The organism is Pseudonocardia phyllosphaerae, assembly GCF_046546475.1.
Classification (GTDB): domain Bacteria; phylum Actinomycetota; class Actinomycetes; order Mycobacteriales; family Pseudonocardiaceae; genus Pseudonocardia; species Pseudonocardia phyllosphaerae.
Window position 1 is genome coordinate 158302 of the sequence record NZ_JBKGXS010000006.1, and the last position, 13058, is coordinate 171359.

12 protein-coding genes are annotated in these 13058 nt (G+C 72.3%); 9 read left to right on the plus strand and 3 right to left on the minus strand.

The window, feature by feature from the left end:
• Positions 1 to 83: 83 nt before the first annotated feature.
• Complete coding sequence (locus ACLE50_RS14405; RefSeq protein ID WP_410944036.1) at positions 84 to 1757, plus strand: alpha/beta hydrolase; 1674 nt, start codon at positions 84 to 86, stop codon at positions 1755 to 1757.
• A 105-nt stretch (positions 1758 to 1862) separates the two neighbouring features.
• Complete coding sequence (gene glnA, locus ACLE50_RS14410) at positions 1863 to 3206, plus strand: type I glutamate--ammonia ligase (protein WP_410944037.1); 1344 nt, start codon at positions 1863 to 1865, stop codon at positions 3204 to 3206.
• Between the two features lie 169 nt (positions 3207 to 3375).
• On the opposite strand, the gene ACLE50_RS14415 is transcribed toward glnA, so the two are convergent.
• On the minus strand, positions 3376 to 4746 hold the full coding sequence (locus ACLE50_RS14415; RefSeq protein WP_410944038.1) for an MFS transporter: 1371 nt from the start codon (positions 4744 to 4746) through the stop codon (positions 3376 to 3378).
• A gap of 84 nt (positions 4747 to 4830) precedes the next feature.
• Between ACLE50_RS14415 and ACLE50_RS14420 the strand changes: the two genes are divergently transcribed.
• The 3 genes from ACLE50_RS14420 (at position 4831) to ACLE50_RS14430 (ending at position 6154) form a co-directional block, all read left to right on the plus strand.
• The gene (locus tag ACLE50_RS14420) at positions 4831 to 5388 is read left to right on the plus strand and encodes a TetR/AcrR family transcriptional regulator (protein WP_410944039.1); all 558 of its coding nucleotides are present in this window, start codon (positions 4831 to 4833) and stop codon (positions 5386 to 5388) included.
• A 107-nt stretch (positions 5389 to 5495) separates the two neighbouring features.
• Positions 5496 to 5756, plus strand: a complete 261-nt coding sequence (locus ACLE50_RS14425; RefSeq protein ID WP_410944040.1) for a hypothetical protein — start codon at positions 5496 to 5498, stop codon at positions 5754 to 5756.
• Entirely contained in the window at positions 5756 to 6154 is a 399-nt protein-coding gene (locus tag ACLE50_RS14430; protein ID WP_410944041.1) for a MerR family transcriptional regulator, read from the plus strand. The genes ACLE50_RS14425 and ACLE50_RS14430 overlap by 1 nt, the downstream gene beginning before the upstream one ends.
• A gap of 465 nt (positions 6155 to 6619) precedes the next feature.
• On the opposite strand, the gene ACLE50_RS14435 is transcribed toward ACLE50_RS14430, so the two are convergent.
• Positions 6620 to 7108, minus strand: coding sequence for a MarR family winged helix-turn-helix transcriptional regulator (locus tag ACLE50_RS14435; RefSeq protein WP_410944042.1), 489 nt, complete (start codon positions 7106 to 7108; stop codon positions 6620 to 6622).
• 44 nt (positions 7109 to 7152) lie between these two features.
• Here ACLE50_RS14435 and ACLE50_RS14440 point away from each other — a divergent pair, with 44 nt between their 5' ends.
• Both ACLE50_RS14440 and ACLE50_RS14445 read left to right on the plus strand, forming a co-directional pair.
• Positions 7153 to 7581: a Rid family hydrolase gene (locus ACLE50_RS14440; RefSeq protein WP_410944043.1), complete on the plus strand. Its 429-nt coding sequence runs from the start codon at positions 7153 to 7155 to the stop codon at positions 7579 to 7581.
• Positions 7582 to 7687: 106 nt separating this feature from the next.
• Positions 7688 to 10729: a bifunctional [glutamine synthetase] adenylyltransferase/[glutamine synthetase]-adenylyl-L-tyrosine phosphorylase gene (locus tag ACLE50_RS14445; protein WP_410944044.1), complete on the plus strand. Its 3042-nt coding sequence runs from the start codon at positions 7688 to 7690 to the stop codon at positions 10727 to 10729.
• A gap of 9 nt (positions 10730 to 10738) precedes the next feature.
• On the opposite strand, the gene ACLE50_RS14450 is transcribed toward ACLE50_RS14445, so the two are convergent.
• Positions 10739 to 11626 carry a MerR family transcriptional regulator gene (locus ACLE50_RS14450; protein ID WP_410944045.1) on the minus strand — a complete coding sequence of 296 codons (888 nt, stop codon included), beginning with the start codon at positions 11624 to 11626 and terminating at the stop codon, positions 10739 to 10741.
• A gap of 181 nt (positions 11627 to 11807) precedes the next feature.
• Between ACLE50_RS14450 and ACLE50_RS14455 the strand changes: the two genes are divergently transcribed.
• The gene (locus tag ACLE50_RS14455; RefSeq protein WP_410944046.1) at positions 11808 to 12521 is read left to right on the plus strand and encodes a M50 family metallopeptidase; all 714 of its coding nucleotides are present in this window, start codon (positions 11808 to 11810) and stop codon (positions 12519 to 12521) included.
• Between the two features lie 54 nt (positions 12522 to 12575).
• The gene (locus ACLE50_RS14460; RefSeq protein WP_410944047.1) at positions 12576 to 13013 is read left to right on the plus strand and encodes a nitroreductase/quinone reductase family protein; all 438 of its coding nucleotides are present in this window, start codon (positions 12576 to 12578) and stop codon (positions 13011 to 13013) included.
• Positions 13014 to 13058 lie beyond the last annotated feature (45 nt).

The window sequence follows — 13058 nt, forward strand, 5'->3', positions numbered from 1 at the left end:
TCCGGCCACCGGTTGGTCACGGTCCCGCCACGTCCCGGACGCCACCGTCGTGACCCTGCGCAGCGGCTGGCATGCTCGCGGTCATGCTCCCCCGACTGCGCCCACCGGGGTCCGGATCACCGGGCACCGACCTCCGCGACTCCCGACCGCCGCGCCGACGCGGACGGACGTCCGCCCTGGTCGCAGCGGGTATCGCCGCCCTCGTCCTGGCCGGGGGATGCGCCGACAACGGGGCCCCCGGCGGTGGCGCGCCCGGTGGCGGGGACGCGCCGCCGCCCGCGCCCGGCGCCCCGGCGGTCCCGGCAGGCCTGGAGAAGTTCTACGACCAGAAGCCGAAGTGGGGGCCCTGCAAGGACTACGCGTCGTCGTCGGACACCGCGGACGCGTTCACGAACCCGCAGCTGGACTGCACCCGCGTCGAGGTGCCGAAGGACTACGCCCACCCCGACGCCGGGACGATGCAGATCGCGCTGCTGCGCAAGAAGGCGTCCGGGAAGAAGATCGGGTCGCTGTTCACCGACCCGGGCGGCCCCGGTGGCTCGGGCACCGCGTTCCTGGCGCAGAAGGCCTCGGACTGGGAGCAGATGCCGATCGGCGACCGGTTCGACCTGATCGGGTTCGACCCGCGCGGCACCGGCGCGAGCCTGCCGGCGATCCGCTGCCAGACCGACCGTGAGGTCGACGAGCAGCGCGCCAGGGACTTCGTCGACCCGTCGCCGAAGGGTGTCGCGGCCGCCGAGGACGACCAGAAGAAGTTCGCCGAGGGCTGCACCAAGGGCACCGGCGCGGACGTGCTCGCCAACGTCGGCACCCGTGACGTCGCCAAGGACATGGACGTCATGCGCGCGACCGTCGGCGACCAGAAGATGACCTACGCCGGCTTCTCCTACGGCACCGAGCTGGGCACCGCCTACGCCGAGGCGTTCCCGCAGAACGTCCGGGCGCTGCTGCTCGACGGGGCGATCGACCCGGAGGAGACGACGGTCCAGTCGAACGTCAAGCAGGCCGCGGGCTTCCAGGTCGCGTTCGACGCGTTCGCCAAGAACTGCACCAAGCGGCCGAACTGCCCGCTGGGCACCGACCCGGCGAAGGCGACCGGGAACTTCCAGAAGATCATGCAGCGGCTGATCACCAAGCCGGTCCCGGTCGGCGACGGGCGCACCCTGGGCTTCACCGACGCCCTCAACGGTGCCAACCAGGCGCTCTACGTCTCGCAGTACTGGTCCGTGCTCGAGCAGGGGATCTCCGGTGCCGCGAGCGGTGACGGCCGGATCCTCAAGCTGCTCTCGGACTCCTACTACGAGCGCGACGAGCAGGGCCACTACTCGAACATGCTGCAGGCGTTCCAGGCGATCAGCTGCGTGAACAACAAGCCGGTCACCGACCCGGCGGACGTGAAGGCGATGCAGCAGGGCGCCTACGACGCCGCGCCGTTCCGCCAGTCCGGCAAGGGCGCGGTGCTCGCCAAGGACGCGTGCGCGTTCTGGCCGGTGCCGCCGACCAGCGAGCCGCACACGCCGAAGGTGCAGGGACTCCCGCCGATCGTGGTGGTGTCGGTCACCGGTGACCCGGCGACGCCGTACCAGGCGGGGGTGAACCTGGCCCAGCAGCTCGGCGGTGGGCTGATCAAGGTCAACGGCAACCAGCACACCGCGTCGCTGCAGGGTGACGCGTGCACGGACAAGCTCGCGAACGACTACCTGGTCGACCTGAAGCTGCCGAAGAAGGGCGCCGAGTGCACCCTCGCGCCGGCCTGATCATCGGGCCGGTTCCGTCCTGATCGGAGGTGCGGGTGGCCTCGGACGGGTCACCCGCACCGCCAGGAAACATTCGCGTAACACGGTTTTCCTAGGCTCCCGCGCATGGACCGCCAGCAGGAGTTCGTCCTCCGCACGCTCGAAGAACGCGACATCCGATTCGTGCGTCTGTGGTTCACCGACGTGCTCGGGTACCTCAAGTCGGTGGCGATCGCCCCGGCCGAGCTGGAGGGTGCCTTCTCCGAGGGCATCGGCTTCGACGGCTCCGCGATCGAGGGCTTCGCCCGCGTGTACGAGTCCGACATGGTCGCCAAGCCGGACCCGTCGACGTTCCAGGTGCTGCCCTGGGAGACCGCGTCCGGTGAGCACTACTCGGCGCGCATGTTCTGCGACATCGCGATGCCTGACGGCTCGCCGTCCTGGGCCGACCCGCGGCACGTGCTGACCCGGGCGCTGAACAAGGCCGGCGAGGCCGGGTTCACCTGCTACGTGCACCCGGAGATCGAGTTCTACCTGCTGCGCGACCTGCCCGACGACGGCACGCCGCCGATCCCCGCCGACCGCGGCGGGTACTTCGACCAGGCCAGCCACGACGTCGCCCCGCACTTCCGGCGCAACACCATCGAGACGCTGGAGTCGATGGGCATCTCCGTCGAGTTCAGCCACCACGAGGGCGGCCCGGGCCAGCAGGAGATCGACCTGCGCTACGCCGACGCCCTCACCATGGCCGACAACCTCATGACCTTCCGCTACACGGTCAAGGAGGTCGCGCTCACCCAGGGCGTGCGTGCGTCGTTCATGCCCAAGCCGTTCACCGAGCACCCCGGTTCGGCGATGCACACGCACTTCTCGCTGTTCGAGGGCGACTCCAACGCCTTCCACGACCCGGACGACCCCTACGAGCTGTCCGAGACCGGCAAGGCGTTCGTCGCGGGCATCCTGAAGCACGCCCGCGAGATCAGCGCCGTCACCAACCAGTGGGTCAACTCCTACAAGCGGCTGATCACCGGTGGCGAGGCCCCGACCGCGGTGTCCTGGGGGCACGCGAACCGGTCCGCGCTGGTCCGGGTGCCGATGTACTCGCCGGGTAAGTCGTCGTCGCGCCGGGTGGAGGTCCGCACGCTGGACTCGGCCTGCAACCCCTACCTCGCCTACGCGGTCATCCTGGGGGCCGGCCTGACCGGCATCCAGAAGGGCTACGAGCTGCCCCCGCCCACCGAGGACGACGTCTGGGCCCTCACCGACACCGAGCGCAAGGCGCTGGGCTACGAGCTGCTGCCGCAGAACCTCACCGAGGCCCTCGACGTCATGGAGCGCAGCGAGCTGGTCGCCGAGTACCTGGGCGAGCACGTGTTCGACTTCTTCCTGCGCAACAAGCGTGCGGAGTGGGACGCCTACCGCAAGAACGTGACGCCGCACGAGCTGGCGACGTACCTCCCGGTGCTCTGACCCCTGGGGTAGCGGGTCCGGGTGCCCGTGGCGCTGCGCGGGAGCGGCGTCCCGGCCGGGCGCCTCACGAGGTGAGGTGTTGTGACCGACGTGGGGCCTGGGCGTGCCCGCCGCTGTCATCGTCTCGATACCCAGCGACGACGCGACGGCCGCTCCGTGCGTCTGCCGATCATGTCGCGGCCCGGACGGTCGAATGGTCGCGGGGGAGCGCCGTCGTTGCGATGACCGCGGAGAGCGCGGCGAACCCGGCGGCCACGGTGAAGGCCGGTGCAGACCCACCCGACGGCACTGTTGCCGCACTCGCCTGTACTGCGCTCAGGACCGCGATCCCCGCCGCACCGCTGGTCTGGCGCACGGTGTTGAACAGGCTCGCGACGACGCCCTGTCGGTGGGGCTCGACCCAGCGGGTCGCGATCGCCGTCAGCGGGGTGACCAGCCCGGAGAAGCCCAGGCCGTAGAGAACGGTCGGGAGCGCGATCCCGAGGACGTATCCGGCGCCGGTGGCCGTCCCGAGTGCCAGGCCGGCGAACCCGAGTGCGGTCAGGCAGGTCGCGCCGATCGCCGTCCGGCGGGCTCCGAACCGGTTGGTCACGCGACCGACGAACCGCGCCGCGACGATCAGCGCCAGTGACCCGGGCAGGAACGCGATCCCGGCGACCAGCGGGGAGTACCCGCGCTGGTCCTGCACGTAGAGCGACACCAGCACCGGAGCGGCGAAGAACGCCAGACCGGTCAGGAACATCGCCAGACAGGCTCCGGACGTCGACCGGGACCGGAAGACCGGCAGTGGAAGCAGCGGTTCGCGGGCCCGGTGCTCGTGCAGCAGGAACGCGGTGAGCAGGGCGAGGCCGGCCGCCGCGCCGCCCCAGATCAGCGGCGACGACCACCCGTGCTCGGTGGAGTCGAGCACCGCGTACGTCACCGCGGTCAGGCCCGCCGTGACCAGGGCGGCTCCCGGCAGATCCAGAGGACGACGGGTGCGGGCCTCCACGGGCAGTGCCCGCATGGTCTGGGCCAGGGCGACGGCGACGACCGGCAGGTTGATCAGGAAGATCCACCGCCAGTTCAGTGCCTCGGTCAGGACGCCGCCGACCAGCGTTCCGGCGGTGCCGCCGATCGCGCCGACCGTGCTCCACACCGCCAGGGCGGAGGTCCGTTCCGGGCCCTGCGGGATGGCCCGGGTGATAGAGGCCAGCGACGTCGGCATCAGCAGTGCTCCGCCGAGCCCCTGCACCGCGCGGGCGACCAGCAGCATCGCCGGGCTCGCCGCGAGCCCGCACGCCGCGCTGGCGAGTCCGAACAGGGCGAGCCCGGTGAGCATCGTCGTCCTCGGCCCGAACACGTCGCAGCTGCGCCCGCCCGACATCAGGAAGCCGGCGAACACCAGGGTGTAGGCGTTCACCACCCACGGCAGGCCGGCCGCGTCGAAACCCAGGTCGCGGCCGATGTGTGGCAGGGCCACCGCCACGACCGTCGCGTCGAGGATCACGACGAACACCGCCACGCACGCCTGCACCACGACCAGTCGATGCTCGCGCATCACACCTCCAACTCAGGTAAGCCTCAGTTGAAAGTAACCAGCGTTTACTAATGTGGCAAGGGGGTGCTCGCTAGGGTGTGTCACATGTCCGACCGGCCGCCTGCGACGACCCCGCGACCGGGGCGCCCGGCGCAGATCGACCTCGACAGGATCGTCGCCGCGGCGATGACCATGGATCCGGAGCGGCTGACGATGGCTGCGGTCGCGGAGCAGGTCGGGGTAACCAAGGCTGCGCTCTACCGCTGGATCGCCGGCCGCGACGAGCTGCTCGGTCTGGTCAGTGCGGAGCTGCGCCGCCGGATGGAAGGTCCGGACCGCCCCACCGCGGAGAACTGGCGGAGCTGGCTCGTCGAGCACGGCCACCGCATGCGTCGCGAGATGCTGCGGCTGCCCGGATTCGCCGTGCGGCTGCTCTCCGGCCCGCACAGTCACGAGCCCGCCGACGCCCCCGGCGCGGACGCGGTGACCGCCGCGTTCCGGTACGGCGGTGCGCCACCGGAGCGGGCGGTGCAGTACGCGCAGATCTTCACGACGGCGGTCGTCGGGCGGGTTGCCGTGGAGCAGAACCCGGGCCTGTCCGACGGTGTCGACCTCGACTTCGACCTGCTGCTCGACGTCGTGATCCGCGGCGCGACGAACTGAGCCGAGCCCCGGCCTGTAGTCGATCTCCGATTCCTTCCCGACCGCTGTGCCACCAGGCTGTCTAGCTGATTAGACGCTTGCGTGTCTACTTCGCTAGACTTACTGTCGTGGTGAATCGGAGGACGAAGTACGCGCCGACGATGCAGATCGTCCGACGCGTGGCGCGCAAGCGCGGTTACTCCGTGGCCGAGGAATCCGGACGCGGGAAGGGCTCGCATCGGCATCATGTCGTCCTCGACGGCTCCGGCGCCGTGGTCGGTCGCTTCGTCCTCACCGACCACCCGAGAGAGCTGTCCTGGGTCGTGCTGCGCAACGTCGAGAACGACCTGGCCCCGCTGTTCGGTGAGAAGTGGATGGAGAACGGCTGATGGACACCTACACGGTCGAGGTGACCCGGGACGACGGCCTCTGGTCGGCGGTCGTGCGTGGTCTGCCGCCGAACACCTCCGCCGGGTACGACGTCGAACACCTGGCCGAACTGCACGACGACGTCCGTGAGTCCCTCGTCGACCTGCTCGGTACCGAGGACTTCACCCTCGTCTGGAAGTACCGGACCGATGACGGGGACTTCACCGCCCCGCTGCTCGACGCACTCGACAAGTCCGCGCGTGCGGGAGAGGCACGGGCGGAGCTCGACCGGGCACGCCTGGAGGCAATTGCGGCAATGCGTGCCGCGGGCCTGTCGTACCGCGACATCGGCGACGCGTTGGAGATGTCCCACCAGCGTGTAGCCCAGCTCAACGGCTCGGCGCGGAAAGCGTCCTGACGAGCCGGTGCATGTCGGACCTCCGCAAGTCGTCCGGTGTCGTGGTCGTCGTCGCGGTCGTGGCACCGTCCCGTCGGCAGTGTTCGGCGCTCCGGCTCCAGGACACGCGGGTACAGGACGTTCGCGTCACCGAGGACAACCGTGACCCGGCCGAGCCGGCGCCGTCGGCCGTGATCACTCGGTCAGGCCGAGCTCGTTCTGCACGTCGGCCAGCTCCGCGATCGCACGGCCCATGTGCCTCTGCAGTCCCACCGCACACCCCTGCTCCGGTTCCCACACCCGAAATATGGGGTGTCGGAACCTGTGCAGAGGTGTGAGCATCGGCGGAGGGATGTGGGAACGGCCTCCGGGCGGGCGCGCCGGCACCTGAGTCGAGCCGCCGCTGATCTCCGATTCGTTCGCGACCCCGGGGCTGCCGGCGCTCACCGCGGTGCCATGACCGACATCGCACCCACGGTCTCGCGATCAGTGGCTGTTCCGCGGGATGGTCAGTCCCAGGGTCTCGGAGATCCGGCCGAGCACCTCGCGGTCGGTGTCGTCGAGCCGGTCGAGGACCAGCTCACGGACGGCTCGCAGGTGGGTGGGCGCGGCGGCCCGGACGACGTCGAGGCCGTCGTCGGTGAGGGCGGCGACGGTGTAGCGGCCGTCGTCCGGGTCGGGGGAGCGGTGGACCCAGCCCCGGCCCTCCAGTCGCTTCACCACGTTGGACAGCCGCGACAGCGACCCGTTGGTGAGGAACGCGAGCTCGCTCATCCGCAGCCGTCGCTCCGATGCCTCGGACATGTGGCTCAGCGTCAGGTACTCGAACAGCGTGAGCCCGTGCTCGCGCTGCAGCGGGGCCTCCAGGCGCCCGGGCAGCAGCGTGATCATCGACGCGACGCCGGTCCAGGCCGCCTTGTCGGAGGCGTCGAGCCACCGCGGCTCCGGATCGTGTTCGGCGGGTCGTTCGGTCATCGCCGGGACTGTACAGCCGCAGCTGTGAGTTGTAGCTTGAGTTCATGCTTGAAGTAAATGAGACCGCGACCTTCTACGTGACGCCCGGCTACGGCGAGACCGCCCGCGACCTGCTCGGCTACAGCCAGGCGGTCCGCATCGGCAATCGGGTGGAGACCTCCGGCCAGGGCGGGTTCGACGACGATCTGGTGGTCCCCGACGAGCTGGAGGCCGAGATCGTGCAGGCCTTCGACAACGTCGGCCGCACCCTCGCCGAGGCCGGCGCGAGCTGGGCGGACGTGGTGCACGTGAACTCCTACCACCGCCTCGCGCCGGATGCGGTCGCGATCGGCGAGGACCACAACGCCGTGATGACCCGCGAGTTCCGCGCCCGCATGGGCGGCCGGGCGCCGGTGTGGACCCAGGCCGGGGTGACCGCGCTCGGGCTGGCGTCGATGCACGTCGAGATCCGGGTGACCGCGCTCGTGCCGTAGAACGGCTGTGGTGATCGTGCCGCAGAACGGATGTGGTGATCGGCCGTAGAACTGCGGCGGTGATCGACCCGTGCGAGCCGGTCATGGGGCAGGATCGGTGCCTGTGATGCAACGGCGGACAGGGACGTCGCTGGCCCGGCTGGGCCTGACCGGGCCGGACGCGAACACGACGCTGCGCGGGCTGGGCTGGTGGGACGGCGACTGGCCGACGGCCGGGTGCGAGGAGATCATGTGGGCGCTGGCGCGCAGCCCCGATCAGGAGCTGGCGCTGCGCCAGGTGGAGCGGCTCTCGCACACCGCGCCGTGGCCGGAGATCGACAAGGCGCTGCGGACCGACCGTGGCCTGCGCGGGCGGCTGTTCGCCACGCTCGGGGCGTCGTCGGCGCTCGGTGACCACCTGATCGCGAACCCGGACCGCTGGCCGCTGCTCGCCGACACCCCGGACCGCTCGGATCCGCCGCCGGATCTGGCCCGGCGCACCGCGAACCTGCTGCGCGCCGTCGGCGCCGACCCGGACGCGCCCGCCCCGGGCACCGTCAACGGGGCCCGTGCCACGCTGACCGGCACCGAGGCGGTGACCGCGCTGCGCAGCGCCTACCGCGACGAGCTGCTGGGGCTCGCCTCGGCCGACCTCGCCGCCGTCGGCGACCCCGAGCTGCCGGTGATGGAGGTCGACGACGTCGCCGCCCAGCTCGCCGACCTCGCCGAGGCCGCCCTGGCCGCGGCGCTGGCCGTCGCCGCCGCCGAGCAGGACCCGCCGGTCGAGCTGCGCCTGGCGATCATCGCGCTGGGCAAGTGCGGCGGCCGCGAGCTCAACTACGTGTCCGACGTCGACGTCGTGTTCGTCGCCGAGCCCGGTGGCGAGCTGACCCAGCCGGCGACGAAGCTGGCGTCGCGGGTCATGCGCATCGCAGGCGACGCCTGCTTCGAGGTCGACGCCAACCTGCGCCCCGAGGGCAAGCAGGGCGCGCTCGTGCGGACCCTCGACGGGCACGTCACCTACTACAAGCGATGGGCCAAGACCTGGGAGTTCCAGGCGCTGCTCAAGGCCCGCCCGCTGGCCGGGGACCGCGAGCTCGGCGAGGCCTACGTCGACGCGCTCGCACCGATGGTGTGGCAGGCCTCCACCCGCGACGACTTCGTCCCCGAGGTGCAGGCCATGCGCACCCGGGTGATCGAGAACATCCCCTCCGACCAGCGCGAACGCGAGCTGAAGCTGGGTCGCGGCGGGCTGCGCGACGTCGAGTTCGCCGTGCAGCTGCTCCAGCTGGTGCACGGGCGCACCGACGACACGCTGCGGTCGGGCAACACCCTGGAGGCGCTCGCCGCGCTGAGCGACGGCGGCTACGTCGCCCGTGACGACGCCGCGAACCTCGCCGCGTCCTACCGGTTCCTGCGGCTGCTCGAGCACCGGCTGCAGCTGCACAAGCTGCGCCGCACCCACCTGCTGCCCGCGACCGACGACATCGACGGGCTGCGCTGGCTGGCCCGCGCGGCCCGCATCCGGCCCGACGGACGGCACGACGTCGTCGGCGTACTGGTCTCGGAGTGGCAGCGCAACGCGCGCCGGGTCAGCCGGCTGCACGAGAAGCTGTTCTACCGCCCGCTGCTGGCTGCGGTCTCCCGTCTCGCCGACGACGGCGCCGCCGACGCCGTGCTGTCCCCGGAGGCGGCGAAGGCCCGCCTCAAGGCGCTGGGCTGGGCGTCGCCGGAGGGTGCGCTCGGGCACCTGAAGGCGCTCACCGGCGGGGTGTCGCGGTCGGCGTCGATCCAGCGGGCACTGCTGCCGGTGCTGCTGCACGAGCTGTCGCACAGTCCCGACCCGGACCGCGGCCTGCTGGCCTACCGGCGGGTGTCCGAGGCGTTGTCGTCGACGCCCTGGTACCTGCGGCTGCTGCGTGACGAGGGCGCGGTCGCGCAGCGCCTGATGATCCTGCTCGGGACGTCCGCGCTGGTCACCGACCTGCTGCAGCGTGCGCCCGAGGTGCTGCGGATGCTCGCGACGTCGTCGGGGGTGCAGAGCCCGGAGCTCACCCGCGACCCCTACGAGGTCGCGGTCGCCCTGCAGGCGACCGTCGCCCGGCACACCAACCCGGAGTCCGCGGTCGCCGCGGCCCGCTCCTACCGCCGGCACGAGATGCTGCGGGTGGCGTGCGCGGACCTGCTCGGGCTGATCGGCGTCGGCGAGGTCTGCGCGGCACTGAACTCGGTGAACGAGGCGGTGCTGGCCGCGACGCTGGACGCGGTGGTCCGCGCCCAGGACGAGCGCAAGGCCGCCGTCACCGTGATCGGGATGGGCAGGCTCGGCGGCGGCGAGTCCGGCTACGGCAGCGACGCCGACGTCATGTTCGTGTGCGCGCCCGCCGAGGGCATCGGCGACCACGAGGCCGTCAAGTGGGCGACCGCCGTCGTCGAGCAGGTGCGGCGGCTGCTCGGCTCGTCGAGCCCGGATCCGGAGCTGACCATCGACGCCGGCCTGCGCCCCGAGGGCCGCAACGGGCCGATGGTGCGCACCCTCGCCTCCTACCGGGAGTACTACTCCCGCTGGGCCGAGGTGTGGGAGGCCCAGGCCCTGCTGCGGGCCCGCCCGATCGCCGGGGACCGCGCACTCGGCCGCCAGTTCGTGTCGATGATCGACCCGATCCGCTACCCGGCCGACGGGCTGCCCGACTCCGCGGTCGCCGAGATCCGGCGGATCAAGGCCCGCGTCGACGACGAGCGGCTGCCCCGCGGCGCGGACCGCTCCACCCACACCAAGCTGGGCCACGGCGGGCTCGCCGACGTCGAGTGGACCGTGCAGCTGCTGCAGCTCCAGCACGCGGGCGACGTCCCCGAGCTGCGCACGACCTCCACCCTGGAGGGGCTGCAGGAGTCCGCGGAGGCGGGGCTGATCACCGCCGAGGACGCCGCCGAGCTGGCCGAGGGCTGGACCGCGGCCACCCGCGCCCGCAACGCGATCATGCTGGTCAAGGGCAAGGCCGGCGACCAGCTCCCGCGTTCGGGGCGGGAGCTGGCCGCCGTCGCGGCCGCACTCGGGTACCCGCCGGGGGATCCCGGCGTGTTCCTCGACGACTACCGGCGCGTCACCAGGCGGACCCGCGGCGTCGTCGAGCGGGTGTTCTACGGGTGGGACCCCGAGCAGCACTGACCCCGCGGATCAGCCTCGCGGGGCGGCGCGCAGCGCGGCCGCGACCCACTCGAACGCGGGCACCACCGGTTCCCGCTGCGCCCACCCGTTGACCACCCCGAGCAGCGCCCAGTAGCGCTCCACCCGGCGGTCGGAGAACAGCTCGATCGTCTCCGCCGTCGCGGTGCGGCCCGCGGCGTCGAGGTCGTCGACACCGGGGATCCGGGACAGCACCGCAGCCGCCTCGGCGCTGCCCGGGTCGACGCCGGCGGCCTCGGCCGGTCCGGCGTGCTCGGCCACCGCGGCCGGGTCGAGCTGCCGCTCCTGGTGGCCGCCGGGGCCGGCACCCGCGGTCGCCATCTCCCGGCACCGCGCCCGGAAGCCGGGGTCGCGGACGAGCTCGGCGAGCTCCACCCACGCCTGCACCTGCTCCGGCGACGGGTCGTCGGGCAGCTCGGCGGGCATGCTGCGCATCGCGTTCGCGATCCAGCCGCCCGGTGCGTCGGCGTCGACGCCGGCGAAGGCCTCGTTCACGAAGTCGTCGATCAGGGCCTGCCGCTCACCGGCGGACAGGCGGGCCAAGTCGTTCATCAGGGTCACACTCCTCGCATCGGGTTCGTCGCCGGACCGGGCCAGCAGCACGCATACGGCGCGCTGCGCTCGTAGCTCCCGGATCCGGCCGTCCAGCGCCCGGACGTGCGCGGATGCCACCTCGCCGACCCCCCGCCGGCGTGCCAGCACCGCGCGCACCTCGTCCAGGCCCAGCCCCAGCTCGCGCAGGGTCCGGACCAGGTCGAGCCGGGCCACGGCGGCCGCGTCGTACACCCGGTGGCCCGAACTGCTCCGGACGGAGGGCACCAGGCCCTCGTCCGACCAGAAGCGGATCGTGCGCACCGGGACCCCGGTCCGTTCCGCCACCTGACCGATGGTCCGGTGGGCGGGTTCCTGGGACGCGGGGTACGACGTGGTCACGGGGAACAGCGTCGCGGGTTCCAGCGGCTGGAGGTCAAGGCTCTTTCCCGGCTTCTCCCGGAATTTCCGCGACGTGGTGTCCCGGGCCCGCGTCCGCCGGGCGCACCGCCGCTGGTTCACTGGGCACGTGCCTCCCGCCGACGTGCTCCCGCGTGCCTACGAGCTGGTGGCCGCCCGCCCGGCGTCGCTGCTCGCGGCGCTGGTGGCACTGGCCGTCGTCGCCTGGCTGCCGGCGTGGCGGCTGACCCGGGTCGCGGTGACGATCGCGCACGAGGGCGGGCACGCGCTGGTCGCGGTGCTGGTCGGGCGCGGGCTCACCGGGATCCGGCTGCACGCCGACTCGTCCGGGGTCACCTACTCCACCGGTGCCGGGCGCGGGCCGGGCGTGGTCGCGATGTTCACCGCGGGCTACGTCTTCCCGCCGCTGCTCGGGCTGGGCGGCGCCGCGCTCGTCGCCGCGGACCACGCGACGGCGACGCTCTGGGTGGGCGTGGTGCTGCTGGCCGGGACACTGCTGCAGATCCGCAACCTCTACGGCGCCGCCGCCGTGCTGGTCAGCGGCGCGGTGCTGGTGCTGGTCGCGCTGCGGGCGGGAGAGGACCTGCGTACCGGGTTCGCGGCGGTGCTGTGCTGGTTCCTGCTGTTCGGCGGGATCCGTGCCTGCGCCGAGCTGCGCCGCGGCCGCCGGCACGGTCGGCTGCGCCACTCCGACGCCGACCGGCTCGCCGAGCTGACGCCGCTGCCCGGTGGGGCGTGGGCCGGGCTGTTCCTGCTGGTGGCGGTCGTCGCGGCCGCCGCGGCCTGCTGGGTGGTGTTCGCGCCGGGCGGCGCGCCCGCCTGACCGTCCGGAACGATCTTCTGGCCCCGGTGGCCCGGTCGATGCCAGGATCGGCGCATGGCCGAGGACTTCAACACCCGCATCGTCCGTGAGTTCCGGGAGAACAAGGGCCGCGTCGGCGAGCCCTTCGAGGGGCTGCCGATGCTGCTGATGCACCACGTCGGTGCCCGCACCGGCACCCCGCGGACGACCCCGCTGCGCTGGTTCGACGACGACGGCCGCTACGTCGTCGTCGCCTCCGCGGCCGGTGACCCGGAGAACCCGGCCTGGTACCACAACCTCAAGGCCAACCCGAACGTCACCGCCGCGGTGGCCGACGGCGGCGGCTACGTCCAGACCGTGCAGGTCCACGCCGAGGAGCTGACCGGCGACGAGCGCGAGCGCATCTGGACGACGATCAAGGACAACAACGGCGGGTTCGCCGACTACGAGAAGAAGGCCCGCGGACGCACCATCCCGCTCATCGCGCTGACGCCCCGCGAACAGGCCTGGTGAAGCGGCTCGGCGTGCCCGCACACCGGGGTAGGTGGCAGGGTTCGC